This window comes from Bradyrhizobium sp. 142 (assembly GCF_023074015.1).
GTDB lineage: Bacteria > Pseudomonadota > Alphaproteobacteria > Rhizobiales > Xanthobacteraceae > Bradyrhizobium.
Genome location: NZ_JADPKQ010000110.1, coordinates 16573 through 34992, shown reverse-complemented (window position 1 = coordinate 34992; position 18420 = coordinate 16573). Strand labels below are relative to the sequence as shown.

15 protein-coding genes and 1 pseudogene are annotated in these 18420 nt (G+C 60.0%); 3 read left to right on the top strand and 13 right to left on the bottom strand.

From position 1 onward, the window contains the following. Window position 1: 1 nt before the first annotated feature. The 10 genes and pseudogenes from IVA82_RS10915 to IVA82_RS10870 all read right to left on the bottom strand — a co-directional run bounded on the left by IVA82_RS10915 (window position 2) and on the right by IVA82_RS10870 (window position 10720). Window positions 2–922, bottom strand: a complete 921-nt coding sequence (locus tag IVA82_RS10915; protein WP_247391320.1) for an ABC transporter permease subunit — start codon at window positions 920–922, stop codon at window positions 2–4. 4 nt (window positions 923–926) lie between these two features. Beyond that, on the bottom strand, window positions 927–1961 hold the full coding sequence (locus tag IVA82_RS10910; RefSeq protein WP_247391319.1) for an ABC transporter permease subunit: 1035 nt from the start codon (window positions 1959–1961) through the stop codon (window positions 927–929). Continuing rightward, window positions 1958–3289, bottom strand: a complete 1332-nt coding sequence (locus IVA82_RS10905) for an extracellular solute-binding protein (RefSeq protein WP_247391317.1) — start codon at window positions 3287–3289, stop codon at window positions 1958–1960. The genes IVA82_RS10910 and IVA82_RS10905 overlap by 4 nt, the downstream gene beginning before the upstream one ends. Before the next feature lie 171 nt (window positions 3290–3460). Beyond that, a pseudogene (locus IVA82_RS10900) lies at window positions 3461–5031 on the bottom strand (FGGY-family carbohydrate kinase). Window positions 5032–5143: 112 nt separating this feature from the next. Further along, complete coding sequence (locus IVA82_RS10895; protein ID WP_247391316.1) at window positions 5144–5302, bottom strand: hypothetical protein; 159 nt, start codon at window positions 5300–5302, stop codon at window positions 5144–5146. A gap of 748 nt (window positions 5303–6050) precedes the next feature. Further along, on the bottom strand, window positions 6051–7097 hold the full coding sequence (locus IVA82_RS10890) for a branched-chain amino acid ABC transporter permease (RefSeq protein WP_247391314.1): 1047 nt from the start codon (window positions 7095–7097) through the stop codon (window positions 6051–6053). Next, the gene (locus IVA82_RS10885) at window positions 7094–7963 is read right to left on the bottom strand and encodes a branched-chain amino acid ABC transporter permease (RefSeq protein WP_247391312.1); all 870 of its coding nucleotides are present in this window, start codon (window positions 7961–7963) and stop codon (window positions 7094–7096) included. The genes IVA82_RS10890 and IVA82_RS10885 overlap by 4 nt, the downstream gene beginning before the upstream one ends. After that, window positions 7960–8685 carry an ABC transporter ATP-binding protein gene (locus tag IVA82_RS10880; RefSeq protein WP_247391311.1) on the bottom strand — a complete coding sequence of 242 codons (726 nt, stop codon included), beginning with the start codon at window positions 8683–8685 and terminating at the stop codon, window positions 7960–7962. The genes IVA82_RS10885 and IVA82_RS10880 overlap by 4 nt, the downstream gene beginning before the upstream one ends. Next, on the bottom strand, window positions 8682–9431 hold the full coding sequence (locus IVA82_RS10875; protein WP_247391490.1) for an ABC transporter ATP-binding protein: 750 nt from the start codon (window positions 9429–9431) through the stop codon (window positions 8682–8684). Before IVA82_RS10875 ends, IVA82_RS10880 begins: the two co-directional genes overlap by 4 nt. Continuing rightward, window positions 9431–10720 carry an ABC transporter substrate-binding protein gene (locus IVA82_RS10870; protein ID WP_247391308.1) on the bottom strand — a complete coding sequence of 430 codons (1290 nt, stop codon included), beginning with the start codon at window positions 10718–10720 and terminating at the stop codon, window positions 9431–9433. Before IVA82_RS10870 ends, IVA82_RS10875 begins: the two co-directional genes overlap by 1 nt. Before the next feature lie 220 nt (window positions 10721–10940). Between IVA82_RS10870 and IVA82_RS10865 the strand changes: the two genes are divergently transcribed. The 3 genes from IVA82_RS10865 (at window position 10941) to IVA82_RS10855 (ending at window position 13886) form a co-directional block, all read left to right on the top strand. Then, window positions 10941–11474: a 2,4'-dihydroxyacetophenone dioxygenase family protein gene (locus IVA82_RS10865; protein ID WP_247391301.1), complete on the top strand. Its 534-nt coding sequence runs from the start codon at window positions 10941–10943 to the stop codon at window positions 11472–11474. An 8-nt stretch (window positions 11475–11482) separates the two neighbouring features. Further along, complete coding sequence (locus IVA82_RS10860) at window positions 11483–12544, top strand: 2,3-butanediol dehydrogenase (RefSeq protein ID WP_247391299.1); 1062 nt, start codon at window positions 11483–11485, stop codon at window positions 12542–12544. A gap of 376 nt (window positions 12545–12920) precedes the next feature. Next, complete coding sequence (locus tag IVA82_RS10855) at window positions 12921–13886, top strand: serine hydrolase domain-containing protein (RefSeq protein ID WP_247391297.1); 966 nt, start codon at window positions 12921–12923, stop codon at window positions 13884–13886. Between the two features lie 38 nt (window positions 13887–13924). Here the strand turns inward: IVA82_RS10855 and IVA82_RS10850 are convergent, their stop codons facing one another. The 3 genes from IVA82_RS10850 to IVA82_RS10840 all read right to left on the bottom strand — a co-directional run bounded on the left by IVA82_RS10850 (window position 13925) and on the right by IVA82_RS10840 (window position 18310). Further along, entirely contained in the window at window positions 13925–14896 is a 972-nt protein-coding gene (locus IVA82_RS10850; protein ID WP_247391295.1) for a helix-turn-helix domain-containing protein, read from the bottom strand. 363 nt (window positions 14897–15259) lie between these two features. Next, on the bottom strand, window positions 15260–16855 hold the full coding sequence (locus tag IVA82_RS10845) for a GMC family oxidoreductase N-terminal domain-containing protein (protein WP_247391293.1): 1596 nt from the start codon (window positions 16853–16855) through the stop codon (window positions 15260–15262). A gap of 48 nt (window positions 16856–16903) precedes the next feature. Next, window positions 16904–18310, bottom strand: coding sequence for an aldehyde dehydrogenase family protein (locus tag IVA82_RS10840; protein ID WP_247493299.1), 1407 nt, complete (start codon window positions 18308–18310; stop codon window positions 16904–16906). Window positions 18311–18420 lie beyond the last annotated feature (110 nt).

Below are 18420 nucleotides of genomic sequence, written 5' to 3'. Positions count from 1 at the left end.
CCTACTTGCTGCTGTCGACAAGACCCTTGATGAACCAGCGTTGCAACAGCAGAACGACCAACACCGGCGGCAACATCGTGAGAAGCGCACCGCTCATGGCGATGTTCCAGGCCGGCTCGCTGTCGGAGCGGGGGATCAGCCCCTTCAACGCAATGACCGCCGTTGCCATGTCCTTATCGGTCGTGAACAGCAACGGCCAGAGATACTGATTCCAGCCGAACAGGAACAGGATGATGGCGAGCGCCATCATATTCGGAACGGACAGCGGCAGTAGAATGCTCCAGAAGAAGTGCAGCGGCGAGGCGCCATCCAGCCTCGCCGCCTCGCACAGTTCCTCCGGGATCGTCAGGAAGAATTGGCGAAAAAGGAACGTGGCAGTGGCTGAGGCGATCAGCGGGAGGATCAGCCCGGGATAGGTGTTGACCATGTTCCATTCGAGCGCGATCGCGACCTCGTGACCGCTGATCCAACTCCAGAGATCGGCGACATGCAGCGTATCCAAGAGCCATTGCAGGGGCAGCGCCGCATTTGCCACGGCCTCGAAGGTCGGCACGATCCGGACCTCGATCGGCAGCATCAGCGACATGAAGATGAGCCAGAATGCGAGCATTCGATAGCGGAATCGGAAGTAGGTGATGGCGAAGGCCGAGAGCAGCGATACTGCGATCTTGCCGGCCGTGATGCCGAGCGCCACGATAATCGAATTGGCGAACGTCCGGCTGAAGTTGCCCTTGCTCCAGGCCAGCTGCAGATTGTCGAAGAACTGGCCTCCCGGCAGCCACGGCAGCGGGACCTTCTGCACCTCGGCCACCGTGAGCGAGCCCGCCACGAACGCGAAATACAGAGGCACGCACACCATCAGCGCGCCGACGATCAGGATCGCGTGACAGACCATGTTGAGGACCGGCGAGCGTTCAACCATCCGGCTAGACTCCGTAATTAACCTTGCGGTCGAAGTAGCGGAATTGCAGCAGCGTGCAGATCAGCGCAAAGCTCATCAAGAGAACCGACTGTGCTGCGGAAGAGCCGAGATCGAGATTGACGAAGCCGTCGACGAAGACCTTGTAGACGAGAATGTTAGTCGCACCGGCCGGGCCGCCTTTCGTCACGGCATCGATGATGGCGAAGGTTTCGAAGAAGCCATAAATGAAGTTCATCACCGTGAGGAAGAAGATGGTGGGCCCGAGCATCGGCAGCGCGATCGAGACGAAGCGGCGGATCGGTCCCGCGCCGTCCACGGCGGCGGCCTCCATCAGCGAGACCGGCACCGCGAGCAGACCTACCACCAGGAAGATATAGTCGTAGCAGATGTGCTTCCAGGACGCGGCGAGCGTCACCAGGATTAGCGCGTCGGTCGGATTAAGGTTGGGATCCCATGCAATGCCGAAACTGCGCAGCACCTGCGCGAGCGGGCCGACCGCCGGGTTGAACAGGAAGGCCCACAGGATGCCGGCGATCGCAGGCGCAATGGCATACGGCAATAGGACAATCGTGCGATAGGCCGAACGACCGCGTACGATCCTATCGGTCGCGAACGCGAGCACGAGCGCGCCTCCCAAAGTGAGCACGTTCTGCATCACCGTGAACCAGAACGTCACCGTGATCGACTGGCGGTAGTCGCTACTCGCAAACAGCGCCCTGAAATTGTCGAGCCACACGAACTGGACGTTGTTTCCGAAGGGATCGCTGAGCAGGACGGATTGCATCAGCGCCCGCAGCGATGGGATGAAGAAGAAAAACAACAGGATGAGCAATTGCGGCAGCAACAGCAGCGTCGGCAGGCCGGGACCATCACCGAAATTGGCTCGCTTCAGTCCGGCCTCCTCAGGCCGCCGCGTCTTTCCCGACGTGCGCGAGCCACCGGCAGCCGCCGGCACGGCCTTGGACCCGCCGCCCCCGTGCCTTCCCCGAAGCACGGGTTCGCGCGCCTCGCGCCAGGGCATGGACAAGCGCAACGTCATGGACGCTCGGTTTCCGGAGTCTTCCCGGCATTCAGCTTTTCGAACTGCCGCAAGATTTCGTTACCCCGCTTGACTGCGTCATCCATGGCCTGCTGCGGCTGCTTCTGACCGGCGAACACCGCCTCGACTTCCTGGCGCTGGGCGAGCATCGTCTGCACGAAGTTGCCGAAACGAAACCCGCGCGAATTCTCGTTCGGCATGCCGCGCGAGAGCTGCAGCACCGCGATCTCCCTGGTTGGATGATCCTTGTAATAGCCGCGCTCCCGCGCGAGCGCATAGGCGCGGTTCGTCGCTGGAACATAACCGGTCGCGCCGTGCCACCACACCTGGGTTTCCGGCTGCGCAACGAAATCCAGAAAGGCCGCGACAGCCTCGTATCGCTCCGCCATGTGGCCTTTCAAGACCCAAATGGCCCCGCCTCCGATGGTGCTGTTGAGCGGCGGATTGATATCGCTCTCGTGCGGCAGGAAGGTGGCGCTCCAGTTGATGGTCGCGTTTCGTTCGATGTTGCCGTGCGATGCGGTCGAATTGACGAAGGTCGAACACCGACCCGACGTAAACAGCTGCTCGGGACTGAAGCCCTGGCCCGCGATCTGCATCAGGCCGTCATCGAGCCACTTCTTGAGCCGCGCGACTTGCGACACCACCTTCGTCTTGTTGTAGACGAACTCGGTGCCGAGCCCTTCGAAGCCGTTCGCAAGCGTACCGTAGGGCTGGTCATTGATGGCGCTGTAGTTCTCGAGCAGGCTCCAGTAGAAATCGCCGGGCAGCACCGTGCCGCACTCGCTGATCCCCTTGGACTTAATCGCGTAGAGCTGGCGCTCCAGCTCCTGCCAGGTGTCGGCCGGCTTATCGAAGCCGGCCTTCTGGAAGTGATCCTTGTTGTACCAGAAGATCGGCGTCGACGAGTTGAAGGGCATCGCCGACATCCGCCCCTTATAGCTCCAGAAGCTTGCCAAGGGTTTGATGAAGTCCGAAAAGTCGATCTTGTAGCCCTTCTGCTCCAACAGGTCCTGCACGGGAACGATGGCTCCCGAGAGCAGCATCGTCATGTAACCGCGCTCGGCGATCTGCACCATTTCCGGCGGTCGCTTGGCGCGATAGGCGGCGATCACCCCGTTGGTCACCTCATCATAGTTCCCCTTGGCAACCGCGACGACTGTGTACTTGTCCTGCGACGTGTTGAACTTCTCGACCAGCTCATTGAGCCGATCGGCGAGGACGCCACTCATGGCGTGCCACCACTGTACCTCGACCCGCGCCTGCGCCGGACCAACCAATGCCAACGCGCCGAACAAGACCGCAATGAATGCGACTTTCCTACTCATGGGCAGCCCTCCCCCTCGCCAGGCAAAGAGGCCCGGTTTATACATTTGTATCTCTATCATGACATATGTGTCGAGATGATGAAAGAGGGTCGAACGCCGCTCTCGTCCCGCATCTGTGCCGGCGTCAGATGCAAGCCGTGCTTGGGGGCGCCGGGTCCAGTCGGCAAAGGGCTACGAAGCGCTTCTAATTGCTCGACCGACCTTCTGCAGGGCGTCGAAGGCTTTGAAGCGCCGATCGGCCCAGCCTGCCAAAACGGCCTGGGGGTGATGGATTTCTCCCAAGGCCGACATTGCCTTCATCGCCTCGCTGAGGTCGGCATGCTCGCCCGAGGCAACCGATCCAAGCATTGCGGAGCCGAGCAGGACGGCCTCCGGGGATGCGGACGCTGCGACCGTCAACCCCGTCATATCGGCGAGCACCTGCCGCACCAAGCGGCTCTTTGCGGCACCGCCGCTGACCACGATCGTATCGACGGCAATGCCCTTGTCTTGCTGAGCGCGAACGATCTGCCGGGCCCCGCAACCGAGACCGCACAGGCCAGCAAGATAAAGTGCCAGCAGGCTCTCCAGATCCGAGCGCATATCGAGCCCGGCAATCAGTGCGCGCGCGTCGGGATCCGCGAACGGCGCGCGATTGCCGAGGAACTCGGGGACGACATGAAGCTCGCCGACCAACCCCGGGAGCCGTTCAGCACCGCTGCGTGATTCAATTTTCGACGCAAGCCAATCGGCAAGAGGCTGCTGCTTCTGGCTTGCCACTTGTGTTGCTTGCGCGGAATGCGGATGCATCTGCAGCAGATGCTCGACCGCAGCGCCGGCGGCCGACTGCCCGCCTTCATTGAGCCAAAGCCCAGGCACCATGGTGGAGAAATAGGGTCCCCAAACACCTGGGACGAAAGACGGGTTCGGAGTGGTCGTCATGGTACAGGCGGACGTTCCGAAGACATAGGCTATGCGCGTCAGCACCGTACCCACCGTACCGAGCGTCCCACCGTACCAACGCCGCCGGCATGCGCATCGATCAAGCCGGCGGCGACCGGCGTGCCCGCCACGAGACCGACATCGGCCGCTGCCTCTGCAGTCAGACCCGCTGCCAGCTTCGTTCCGCCGGGCGCGATCTCGGTGCCGATCCTGCGGAACTGCTCGTCCGCCAGCACGCCGAGGCCGACCTTGCGGAAGAATTTATCGTCCCAGCGGTCTTCGTGACCCAGGTAGGTCCACTTGCACGTCACGGTACAGATGGAGCGGGACAAGCTCCCTGTCGCACGCCACGTGAGAAAGTCGGTCAAGTCCATGAACTGCCACACACGGAAGAACGTGTCGGGCATGTTTTCGGCGAGCCACAACAGTTTCGGCGTCTCCATCTCGGGTGAGATCGTTCCGCCGACATAGTCGAGAACTTTCTCGCCCGTCTGGTTGATCCGGCGCGCCTGATCGGCGGCGCGGTGATCCATCCATACGATGACGTTGCGAGCCGGATCGCCGGACGGCCCGACGGGCAGCGGCGTGCCCCCCTGGCCCAGCACCACCAGTGAGCAGGTCGCGTCGAAGCCGATGCCGGCGATGCCATCCGGCGCGATGCCGGCCTCCGCCACCGCGCCACGCACGCTGCGGCATACGGCACGCCAGATATCCTCGCTCGACTGCTCGACGATGTCGCCGGCCTCCCGCCAAAGCGCAACAGGGGCGCTGTCACTCCCGATCAGTCTACCCCGCTGATCACCGCAGACGTGGGAGCTCATACCGGTTACGATAGGACCGCCCGAGCCGAATAGATGGATATCGTCTCGAGCGATCTCGGCCCGACAGTCAAGGCACAGACGCGGCCCAGATACTAATTTTAGAGCGTCCGGCTCAGAACCATTCGCCCGGGGTATATTTGTCGATGATCAGCACAGAGAGCGACAGCAGCAGCCCGAGTCCGCTGAAAATCGCCACCGAAAGAGCGCTGTCGATGTCGGCAACCGATTTCCCAGACGCGCGGGGCAGCAACCATGCAATCGCAGCGTTCATGTCACTCTCCGTGGAAGACGGCTAAGACCCGGCACCCACCACAAGAGCAGGCGTTCGTTTCAGAATGATTTCACGCGGTCAGGAAATGGCTTCGCGACCTGCGACGACCGCGCGCTCGATCTGACGGCGCGCCGGGAGGCACTCGCGGCCAGCTGTCGTTCGCTTTGACCCCTCGACGGGCCAGGCGTCAATCGGCTGACGATCGGCTTCGGCGTGACAGCCTGTCCGTACTTGGTTTCTAAACGCCGCTGATAAGCTCATCGCGGCGGATGCTGGATAAGTTGTCACAGTAGAAACTGCCACAGGGCCTCATTCCTAACCGTTTTAAACCTTAGGAGGTCGCTCCCGATTTCGTCCGGTGCCTTCCAAAAGGCAGTACAAGTGCTTCCAAAATGCTCCGCTCACAACTGGTAAACTTGGGGGCGCGCAGCCGTTGATAAGCTTTTGCGACGATTGCTCAGTATGGGCCGGAATATGGCTAAGATCCGAACCTCACCCGAAAACGGGCGGATTGCCGGGCATTTTTGACCAGCTATGGCGGAGAGAGTGTCAGTCAATCCCCATTGAAAGATCAAGCATTTTCGACCTTGCCGGACCAAAACCCACCGGTTGAGCTACGGCCGAAAATAGATCTCGCGTCCGATAAACGCAAGCCGAGATGCGCGGCGAACTCTCTCGTCTTTCAATTGATGGCTCGCTCTGCCTTGATGCCTGATACGTACTGTCTCCAACACGTAGACGAAGTCGGCTACCGAAGCACTTGGGCAGAACTCTCACGCTCCTCGTGCACAGCTGATGCTTGCCGTCTCGCCAAAGTCCTCCTCACGGGAAACCACGGCCAGTCCTTGACGCGGGTAAGGATGCTCCAGATGCCGCCAGGAGCGTGCAAGGCAACGAGTAGCGTCAGGATCCCGAGACCGACGAGGTACGCGGCGCCGTACTCTCCGAAGAAGCGGGTCGCAAAAAAATAAAGCAGCGCTCCAATGATCGGGCCTTCGAGGCGCCCGATGCCGCCGACCATGACGATAAAGATGCAGATCGAGGACCAGTTGGGGTCGAAGCCCGAAGAAGGTGTGATGCGAAGCTGCGCCATGAAATAGACAGCTCCAGCCAGACCCGTTCCAGCCGCCGAAAGGAGGAATACGATAAAGCGCATCTTCGCGACGTCCACTCCCTGACTTGAAGCGGCCACCGGATCGTCGCGCATTGCGGTGAGCGCCAGACCGTAACGTGAGCGCAGAAGCACGTACGTTCCGCCGACCGTCCCAAGAAGCAGGCAGGCGCTCAAGATGGTCAGGCCGATTTCCCGCTCATGCGGCGAAAATTGAGCCATCACACTCAGCGACAATCCGGAGCCGCGCTTGACGTAAGCGATGTTGGAAACGAGGAGGCGGAGCGCCTCTGCCACGACCCAAGTGCCGATCGCAAAATAGGGTCCGTCGAGCCTCTGAAGTAAATAGTAAACCGGGACAGCGACCACAACCGGAGCAACAACACTGAGCGGAACGGCGAGGAACGGGTTGAGCCCCAGATTGCCGGCGAGAATGAAAAGCGCGTAGCCCCCACAGCCTATGAATGCCTGTTGTCCCACAGAGACCATGCCTCCATACCCGGCAAGCAAATTCCACATCTGCGCAATAGCGATCAGACAGCTCAACTCGACGGCCCAGCGGATGTGCCCAGAACTGGCCCAGAAGGGCATCGACGGAAGAGTGAGGAGAAGGATTACGCCGACCGTGAGGGCAATCCTGCCGGAAAAGGTCTGCCGCTCAACAGTGACAATGGACTCGGTCATGCCGCGCCTCTCGCGTTCGCCGCAAGACCTTGCGGGCGCATCGCAAGCACCACCAAGAAGACGATGTGGCCGAGAAGTATCCCCCATCCGGGGTCCAGTCGGGAGCCGACGACCTGCGCCACCCCGAGAACCATCGCGCCAAAAAACCCGCCCCAGATCGAACCCATGCCGCCGATAATCACCGCTTCAAAAGCGAAGAGCAGCTGAGATCCGCCGTCGGCGGGGGCAATGGAGGTCCTAGTCGCTTGAAAAACGGCAGCGAGACCCAGGATCGCTACAGCAATCGCGGTTGCCAATGCATATGCCCCCTTTGTGTCGACGCCGGAGAGTGCAGCCGCTTCCCGGTCGGCAGCGGTTGCCCGGAGAGCGCGCCCGAAACTCGTATGCCGCAGGAGCCCGTGAAGACCGGCTGTCAGGACTATGGCGCTAACGAAGATGATCGCAGGCAGCACGCCAACGTAAATTGGGCCGACCGGAACAGACATCGTGCCGATCGATCCGGCAGACATTGAACGTGGGTCGGCCGACCAGATCTGGAGCATCAGATTCTGGAGCGCTATTGATAGACCGAACGTGGCGATAAGAGACGGCAAAGGGTCGGCGCCGACGACCCGATTGAGGATGCCACGCTGAAGCAGCCAGCCGATGACTGCACCGAGAGGCATAAGAAGCAACGCCACCAGTCCAGAACCTGCTCCCGTCAAGGCGGCAATCGCAATACCAATCAGGCCTAGCAGGATGACGAGATCGCCGTGGGCGATGTTGACGATCCGCATGACCCCAAACATGAGGGCCATTCCGATGGCATATTGCGCATACAGGCCGCCCAGCAGCAGCCCTTGTATAAAGGCGTCGACCCAGTTCATCTGTGGACTCCGAAGTATGCTGCCGCGATTTGTTCGCGACTGATCTCGGATGCCTTGCCGGTCAGCGTGATTCGTCCTTCGAGTAGGCAGTAGATGCGGTCGGCGGAAGCTGCGGCCAAGGCAACGTCCTGTTCGACCAGGACAATCGCGGTGCCCGTCGACCGGATTTCGGGCAGCCGATCATAGATTTCCCGTATAACTTTCGGAGCGAGGCCGAGGGATATCTCATCACAGAGCAGCAGGCGCGGTTGGGTCATGAGTGCCCGCCCAATCGCTACCAATTGCTGCTGTCCCCCGGAAAGCCGCTCTACATCTGTACGTCGCTTCTCGGCAAGGATCGGGAACAAGGCGAATAACCTCTCCACCGTCCAGCGCGCCTCGCGCGCGACGGGCATGGACGCCCGATCGAGGGCTACGCGAAGGTTGTCCTCGACACTCATCCCAGCGAAAAGCCGGCGGCCCTCAGGGACCAAGGCTAGCCCCTTTCGGACCAGCTTGTGAGCGGGGACATTCGAGATGTCCTCTCCATCGAAGGCAACACTGCCTTCGCGGACCGGTAGGAGCCCGGCTACACTGTTGAGCAGGGTCGACTTGCCTGCTCCGTTGGCACCGATCAGGGCAACGACCTCGCCGGGCGCAATCTCGAAGTCGACTGAAAACAAGGCCTGGAAATCGCCGTAACCGCCGCTTGCGCCGCGCACGTCCAAGATAGGGCGGGTCATGCCTCAATACCCATATACACCCGGCGTACTTCGGGGTCGGCGATGACATCGCTCGGAGCGCCGTCAGCGATCTTCTGGCCGAAGTTGAGGACGATGATACGGTCCGCGACCGACATGATCGCGTGCAGGACATGCTCGATCCAAACAATCGTCATCCCGCGATCGCGGATGCGACGGACCAGCGCAACGAGTTGTCCGGATTCCTCTTCGGTAAGTCCGCCTGCGATCTCGTCCAGCAGCAGCAATCGCGGCTTGCCCGCGAGCGCGCGCGCCAGTTCGAGGCGCTTGCGGTTGAGAAGCGTCAGAGAGCCCGCGGGCTGGTTTTCACGCTCCGTAAGTCCGCATTCCTCGAGTATCTCGGCACACTCGGCATACGCAGTTCGTTCGCTTCGTCCACCCGCGAACATCGCTGCGACGAGCAGGTTTTCGAACGTTGTCATTCCGGCGTATGGGCGTGGTATCTGGTAGGTGCGACCTATTCCCCGGCGCGCCCTGATGTGGGGAGGAGCTCCCGCCAGGCTTTGACCATCCAGGAGGACGGCGCCCGCATCCAGCCGCAGATCGCCGCTTATCAGGTTGAACAGAGTCGTCTTCCCCGCACCATTGGGTCCGAGCACACCGACCACCTCTCGATCCGCTACATCGAAATCGATATCTGTCACGACCCTTAACGCTCCGAACGACTTCGAGAGGCCTCGCGCCGAAAGGAGGACCGCGCTACCGCAGTCCTCCGAGGCCCCCGTCATCACGCCTTCCAAGGCAGCGGCTCCAGTGTTTTCTCGGCCTTCATGATCGGATAAAGCGAGGTCTCCACAATCTTAAGGTCGAAAGGCCGCTTGCTACCTTTGACCCACTGGCCTCCCAATATCGGCGTCTTGGAGACGTTCGGGTGGGGTCCTTCACCAAACTTCACGCGTCCAACAAGCGTCTGCAAGTCGGTCGCTTTCAGCGCGTCGCGAATAGCAGCACGATCGAGCGGGTCCGCGGCGCGCTTAAGCGTATCGAGAATGACCTCCCAGATCGCATGCGAGTAGCCGAGCGGCTGCGTCCACTGCTTGCCGGTCGAGCCTTCCCAAGCTGCTGCGATCTGAGCCGAGCTCTCACCTGTCAGTGACGAGGGATAAGGAAACGATGGGGTCCACCAAACTTCGGTGCTCATGCCCTCTCCAAGAGAGCCTAATGCCTCGACCGCGGAGGGGAAAAGCAGGCCGGCGGCGATAGTGACGATGGGAGGACGGAAGTTTTGCTGCGAGCACTGGATCACACATGTGCGCAGATCGCCCGGGTAAACGAGGCCGCCTAGGATTTCGCATCCAGCCTCCTTGAAGGCGGATATCTGCGCGGTGAAGTCGTTGGTGCGAGGTTCAAACTTGCTTGGGACAATGACTTCGAATCCGGCCTTGCGTAGCACTGGAGGGAAACCGATGTTCTCGTCTCCCCACACCTCTCCATCTGCATTCTTGGGCAGCAGCAAGCCCACCTTGCGATTGGAGCGCGCTGATTTCCAAACATTGACGTACACGCCGATGATGTCCTCCAGCCCCCAAAAGAAGTGATAGGTCCACTGGAAGGGAGCCTTGCTGCCACCGCGAGGCATGACGACGGCCTGCCATGGAGCGGTAGAGGAGATGCATGGAGTCCCGAACAGCTCCGCTTGCTCCGACACCGGCAAAGTGACGTCCGTCGTTGACGCCGGCACGATCAGATGCACTTCTTTGTTCTGGATTAGCTCACCAGCGAGTTCGGCCGCTCTGTTTGGGTTGGACTGTGCGTCCCGGTCGAGGATTTGGACCTGATAAGTTCGATCTTTAATCTTTAGTCCGTTCGCCAAATACTTCCGTATCCACGACAACGCGTAGGCATCTGTTTCGCCGAACTGGCCAAGCTGCCCGGTCTGAGGGCTCACGTAACCGATGCGAATAATAGCGGATGACTGCGCCCGCAAAATCGATGGAGCAGCGAGCGCGCCGGCAGTTGAGCCGAGCCCCACCAGCGCCGTCCGTCGTGATATCCGCCGTTCCCCAATATTCTTCATCGTAATCCTCCCTTTCGATGACCGCCAATCGAGCCCATCGTTGTGCGCCGATGATCTGTCGATAAGGCTAGGGGACACTAGCGCAGGCTCCAGCGCTCGTCGCGACGTGGATACCGCTCTGTCCTTCCTGCCAAAGCAGATCGTCCCTCTGGGACAAATGCGGGTCCGATGACCTGCTAATCTGACTGGCATCCAAGCTTTAAACCACGCGGAGAAGAGTATGCCCGAAGCCCCGACAAACGAATTCTGGCGAGGTATCAAGCCGATCACTAATGTCTTTCGGCCGGACGCGCAGCCGGAAATCTATATCAAGAACGCGCCAATAGAGGACGAGCGGTATTACGTGCCTCTTACCGAGACCGTGTTCACTCGGCCGCTTTGGATTTCGCCGAGCAAGAACAAATGGTGCGACATTCTGTATGCAAAGAAGGCCGGCCTTGTGAACCGCCACTATCACCCACATGAGGTCTTCGCCTACACCATCTCTGGCAAGTGGGGATATCTTGAGCACGACTGGACCGCGACGGCCGGGGACTTCGTCTACGAAACTCCCGGTGAGGGACACACGCTCGTTGCCTACGAGAGCGATGAGCCCATGCGCGTCAACTTCAATGTCACCGGTCCGCTCATCTGGTTGGACGAAAATGGCGAGTTTACTGGGACTTTCGATGTGCACGACTACATCGATCTCGCTCGGAAACACTACGAGAAGGTAGGCATCGGCGCGAGCTATATCGATCGCCTCTTTCGGTGAGGCGCACCTTGGAGGACCAGCACTTCATGGGCGCGGTCTGGCACGGCGCGCGAGACGTCCGGGTCGAGCCCAGGTCACGCATGCCGCTTGCACCGGGCGAAATCCGCATCCGGGTGGCGGCATGCGGCATCTGTGGTAGCGACATGCATGAGTATGTCGACGGTCCGCACGCGATTCCCACGGAAGCCGTACATCCGTTGTCGGGACGGCGTGCGCCACTCGTCATAGGACACGAGTTCAGCGGCACGGTGGTTGAACTCGCTCCCGACGTATCGACTGTCTGCCGCGGGCAACGCGTGGTCATTGAGCCCGAATATCGCTGCGGGCGCTGTGCGGCTTGTCTGAGAGGAGAGTATAATCAATGCCGGTTCATGGGCTTTGCCGGGCTTATGGGCGATGGTGGGATGGCTGAAGAGGCCGTTGTCCCTGCGTACATGGCCCACTCGCTGCCTGATCAAGTCAGCTTCGAGCAGGCGGCGGTGTTGGAACCCGCAGCGGTAGCGCTTCATGCGATCAGGCAAGGAGGCCTTTCTGCGGGGATGCGGTGTGCCGTCGCGGGAGCCGGCCCGATTGGCCTCCTCATCGTGCAACTGGCCCGAATAGCAGGTGCGCGCCAGATTGCCGTGAGTGACCTATCCGACGACCGTCTCGCGTTTGCTGTGGCCCTCGGCGCCACTCACACCGTGAACGCACAGACGGGAAGGCTGGCGGCCGCCGCTGGTGAGGTCGATGTCGCCTTCGAAGCCGTCGGCGCGCAGGCGGCCCTTGACGATGCCTACGCTACTGTCCGGAAGGGCGGTCGACTGGTTCTGGTGGGACTTTTCAATCATCGAGCTACGATCGATGCATTCGGTCTTGTGAACCGCGAGATCAATCTCATTTCCAGCGTCGGGTACCGCCATGTTTTCCCGGATCTCATCGAGATGGTGGCGAGCGGCCTTTTTGATCCGTCTAGAATCGTGACGCGCCAGGTCTCGCTCAAGTCCGTCGTGGAAGAAGGGTTCGGCCGACTGGCTCGGGAGACGGTGGATGTGAAGGTCCTGGTTAGGCCTTGTGACAACATTGGCTGAGATGAAGCATTCGACAGAGGGGAAACGTCATGAAATTTCATAGACAAGTTGTGATCGCATCGGTGGCTATAATCCTTTCGGCCTCCGCTTTTGCTCAACAATTGGAACCCGAGAGCGATCCCGGAAAGCTTGGATTTGATGCTGATCGCCTGGAGCGAATAACGCAGACAGGGCTATGTCGATAGCGGCCAACTTCCCGGAGCAGTTATCCTGATCGCCCGCAAGCACAAGGTCGCCTACTTCCGAGCCTTTGGTTTCCGGGACCGCGAGCAAAAGACCGCCATGACCAGAGATTCGATCTTCCGAATTGCCTCTATGACCAAACCGATCATCAGTGTAGGTGCCATGATGCTCGTCGAGGAGGGCAAACTAAGTATTGGCGCGCCCGTGTCCAACTACCTTCCGGAATTTAAAGGATCTGCAGGTCCGTCTCGAACAGATCGATCCTGCCACCGGCAAGAAGGAAACGGTGATGCAGCCTCAGACGCGGCCGATGACGGTTCAGGACCTTCTTCGTCAGACTGCCGGTCTCGTTTATCCACCTCCCATTGGCAATGGCCCAATCTCGGACGCCTATCGGGATGCAAACGTTCTCGATCGCAATACAACACTGGCCGAGATGGTGACGAAGATTTCCAAGCTTCCCCTTGCCAACCAGCCGGGCGAAGTTTGGGAATATAGCGCGGCGGTCGATGTCCTCGGCCGGATCATCGAAGTCGTCTCTGGAATGGACCTAGACCGCTTTATCGAAGAGCGCATCACAAAGCCGCTAGGCATGTCCTCGACAGGCTTTTACGTGCGTGAGGCCGATCGCGACCGGCTCGCACAGCCGCAGATAGATCCGGCGAACGAAAAACGTCCGCCTATGTTCGACGCCCAGAAGCCAAAGTTGTTTTCTGGCGGCAGTGGCGGTGTGTCTACCGCGTCCGACTACCTTCTCTTTTGCGAGATGCTGTTGCAGGGTGGCAAACTCGGCACCACGAGCCTGCTGTCGCAGTCAACGATCAACTTGATGACATCTAATGCGCTAAAGCCGGGGATCGCATACTCAGCCGTCACGCCGCGGCTATTTGAAGATATCGCGCCAACACCGGCGATGGGACAACAAGGTTTTGGATTAGGTTTCGCGGTGCGCACTGAAACGGGGCAAAACCCACTGCCCGGATCAACCGGGTCATTTTATTGGACCGGCTCATCCGGCACGACGTTCTACATCGATCCGAAGCAGCAACTCATCAGGTTCCCTTTTCCGCTGTTACTTTCTATCGGCACCAGGTTCGTTATCTCGCGTACCAGGCACTTTCAGCACCCGACTAGTCGGCCGCTTCAATCAATTTGCTAGGACGAAGATTTTGTAATTCGATTGAAGCCACCGACTAGCTATCGCGCTCTCGATTCCGACGGCGTGCAGCCAAAGCGCTCGCGGAAATTCCGAGAGAAGTGCGAGACATTGCGAAAGCCCCAGCTGTATGCAATTTCGGAAACGCTCGCCTGCTCCGTATCCCGACGCCGGAGGTCCGTGCGGCATGCATCCAAACGCATAGCAAAGATGTGGGCGATCAGGGTGTCTGGCTCCCCGGCAAAAAGTCTGTTGAGCTGCCGGACGCTGATGCCGGCGTGCTCCGCAATCATCTCCGGCGATAAGTTTGGATCGCGGAGGTTTGCTGCGATGAATTGGTGAACCCGATCCATTACCAAGGAGTGATACGTCGAACGCTCCGCGCCTCGTGAGAGACCCTGAGCCATGCGCAAAACATTCCAGATCTTCTCTTCAATCTCCGTGGCGCCAGTCGCCATGCCGCTAAAAGGACTATAGTGCGTTATGATTTGCCGCAGCGACGTGGAGATTTGCCGACCCGCACCGATAGACGAGTCGTACCGACGGGCGGCGCGGAGGTCCCAACCCGGAAAGCGTTGCCTGAACTCGTTTCCGGAAACTTCGAACATGACGTGACGCATAAATCCAGGGAAGCCATGCATGTATGGGCGGTTAGTATCGTAAAGTACGACATCGCCCTCGTTCAGAAGCACACACTCATTTGCGCGGTTTACGAACGCAGCACCGCTCACGAGCAGCGTCAGGAACACCGAGTCTTTCTCTCTCGTCCTCAAATGGACGGGCAATCTCTCGACCACGTGTTGGTGCCCGGTAATATCAACAAGCTTGATGGCGCCGAGGTCAACATACCGAAATCTGGCCTGGAGGCCGTCCGCTTCCAGGCTCGAGCAGGTCAAGCCGACAACATACTCTCCGCACTGTTCCTCCCAGTAGGAGATCCTGTCGGTGGGTGGGACGACCCGGGTGTCGAACGTCGTTACGGGAGCAGTTCGCAAGGCTTCATTCAGTTGCATCCTTCCCTCCCTTGGTATCGGCATAGCCTGCCGCCATTGTTAGTTTTCCCCACGATATGGATCTGCGCCAAGCGGGTCAAATAATCTGCTGCCGCCAGCTACTTGCGCCAGACAAAAGCCGGACACGGTATCTAGTCTCGTCCCACGGACAGTGGCGCGTTGGCGCGCCACGCAAGAGCCCCCGGCGAGTAGGGTCAGCGCCGGCACAATCGTAGGGACGACCGCCGCACCTGACGCCGGGACGCAATCAGAAGGCTGACTTCTCGGTCACTTTTGCGGCCGGAAATAGCGATCGGGTCATTGACAACATGCGGATACCCTGCCCCGGGATGCGTGTTGCAATGGTCCTTGATCTGGGATCTCTCAGGCCGCCTTTTCCTTGCCAAGAATGAAGCGGGCGCCGCGCTCGCCGATCATGATGGTGGGCGCATTGGTGTTACCCGAGACGAGCGTCGGCATGATCGACGCATCCACCACGCGCAATCCGTCGAGACCGCGCACCTTCAGATCTTCACCCACGACCGCCATGCGATCGTCGGGTGCTCCCATCTTCGCCGTCCCTGCCGGGTGGAAGACGGTCTTGGATACGGAGCGGACATAATCCCGCAGAGCTTCTGGATCCTTTTCGACGCCGGGGCTCGGCAGCGCACGCCGCTTCACAATGCGCGCAAGCGATGGGGCCTCCACTATCCTGATGGCCAGTTCGACCCCGCGGACCAACGTCTCGACGTCCGCGGGGTTGGATAGAGCGTTAGAGTTGAAGAGGGCCGGATCCTTTGGATTGGCCGAGTGCAACTTGACGGTTCCGCGCGACTGCGGCCGAAGAAAGCAGGGTCCGATCGAAATTCCGTGTCCGGGCTCCTGCTGCCGTTCCGCAAAACCAATAAAAGTCGGCAGAACGTGAAACTGCACATCAGGCAAGCCGGTGCCGGACGTATCGACGAAGCCGCCGCATTCCACCACGTTGGATGTCAAGAGACCGGTCTTGGTTAGCATGTACTGCAGCATGTGCTTCGCACCGATCAATCCCTTGTCCTGCCCGAACAGCGAGAGGATGCTGATCTCGGCTTGAACCGTTGCCTCAAGGTGATCCTGGTAATTCTCCCCAACTCCCGGCAGGTCCGCGACCACCTCGATACCGTGACCGCTGAGGTGCGCAGCGTCACCGATACCCGAGAGCTGCAGGATCTTCGGCGTAGCAATGGCTCCGGCCGAGAGGATCACTTCCCGGCCTGCGCTATAGGTCTCGCCGGTTTCGAGAGCGATGCCGGTCGCGCGCCTGCCTTCGAAGAGCACTTTGTGCACACGCTTGCCAGTCAATATGGAGAGGTTCGCGCGCCCTTCGGCGTCACGAAGAAAACTGCCGGCGGACGATTGGCGGCGTCCCTCGTGCGTTGTGGTCTGGTAAAAGCCGACGCCTTCCTGGTGTGCGCCGTTGAAGTCTTCGGTGTAGCGCAGGCCCGCTTCCTGCGCGGCGCGGATGAAGGCCCAAGAAATTGGATGTCCGTAGCCGCGGTCGGAGACCTTCAAAGGCCCGTCTGCGCCATGAAATTCGTCGGAAAGGCGCTGATTTCCTTCCAGGGCGCGAAATACCGGCAATACCTTATCGTACGACCAGTGCCGGCAACCCATTTGCGCCCACGTGTCGTAGTCCTGCTTTTGTCCGCGGACGTAAATCATCGCATTGATCGAACTACCGCCACCAAGAACATTGCCCTGCGGCACGATGGACGGCCGCCCATTCAATCCCTTCTCGCTTTCAGAGGCGTAGAAATGGACGTCCACGCCCTTCTCGATCACCTTGAAGAAGGTCGCCGGGATATGGATGTAACGATTAGTATCCTTGCCGCCGCTTTCGATCAGCAACACCCTGTTGGCGGCATTTTCTGATAGGCGCGCGGCGAGCACGCAACCCGCCGAACCGCCGCCCACGACGATATAGTCGAACCCTGTCGTCATTCCCGCCCCCGGAAAGGTTGCCTTTGACTACCGTCAGCCTCTGCTTGGTCAGCAGAACACAGTCTGGACAGTGGTGAATTCCTTCAGCCCTTCGGCACCGAATTCGACGCCAAAGCCCGATTGTTTGACACCCCCGAAGGGAGCATTGGGCTGAATCGCCCCGTGCTTGTTGATCCAAACCGTTCCACATTCGAGTTGGCTGGCGACCGCCTTGGCCTGATCGAGATCGCTACCCCAAACCGACCCGCCGAGCCCCATCGGGCTGTCGTTGGCTTTCGCGATGACTTCCGCGACGTCATGGTAGCGGATGATCGGCAGCGCGGGACCAAACTGCTCGTTGTCGACGAGTCGGCAGCCATGATCGACGTCGGCGACAAGGGTCACGGGGTAGAAAAAGCCCGGTCCTCCGTCGGGATTCCCGCCCAGCAGTATTCGTCCACCTTTGGCGCGGGCTTCCTCAACGTAAGAGGAAACGATGTCAAACTGCATCCGATTCTGTACCGGGCCAAGCGCCGAGGCTTCCAACAGGCCGTTACCGACAGGCACCGCACTGGCGTAGACGGTGAGCTCCCGGCAGACGTCGTCATAGATGCTGTCGTGAACGTAGAGCCGCTTGAGGCACGCGCAGGTCTGACCCGAATTGATGAACGAGCCCCAGAACACGCCCTCGGCGATGGCCTTGGGATCGGCGTCGGGAAGCACGATGCCAGCATCGTTTCCGCCAAGTTCCAGCGTGAGCCGCTTGAGCGAGGGAGCGGCGCTCTCCATAATTCTTCGGCCGGTCGCGATGGATCCCGTGAAGGTTACCTTGGCAATTCCCGGGTGGCGCGACATCGTCGAAGCGACATCGTTCTCGCAGGTGATCACGTTGACGACGCCCGGAGGCAATACTTCGTTGATGATCTCGACGAGACGAATCGTTGACAGCGGGGTGTTGGGTGACGGCTTGATAATAACAGTGTTGCCCGCACGCACCGCCGGAATGATGTGCCAGCAGGCGATCATCACCGGCCAGTTCCACGGAGTGATCGAACCGACTACGCCGATGGGCTTGCGGTGCAGTTCGACCCGCCCTTCCGGACTGTCCTGTAGCACCTCGACCGGCAATTCGATCTCGGCAGTGTGGCGCGTCCAGGCCACGGCGCCGCCGATCTCGAACCGCGATCCAAGGCCACCCAGCGGCTTGCCCTGTTCGAGCGTCAGAAGCTTCGCAAGCTCTTCACCATTGTGTTCGATCGCGGCGGCTATCCGTCGGCAAGCGTCGGCCCGCTCGGGTCCCGGAACGTTCTTCCAGCTTTCGAAAGCGCTTGTTGCAGCCAGAACGGCCATATCCAAATGTGGGATGCTCGCGAGTGGCATGAGACCGACGACATCACCTGTCGCAGGATTGCGTACTTCGCGGTGGCTAACAGTTTCGATCGGCTTGCCGCCAACGATGAGCCCGAACGGTTTCATCAGTGATACTCCTCCCTGAGCCTTTCGAGCTAGGTAAGAGCATTGCCTTCCGCCTGTCTTGGAGTCCGGCGCAGTCCGAATTGGACAAACACGCAAGGCCTATCACAGGC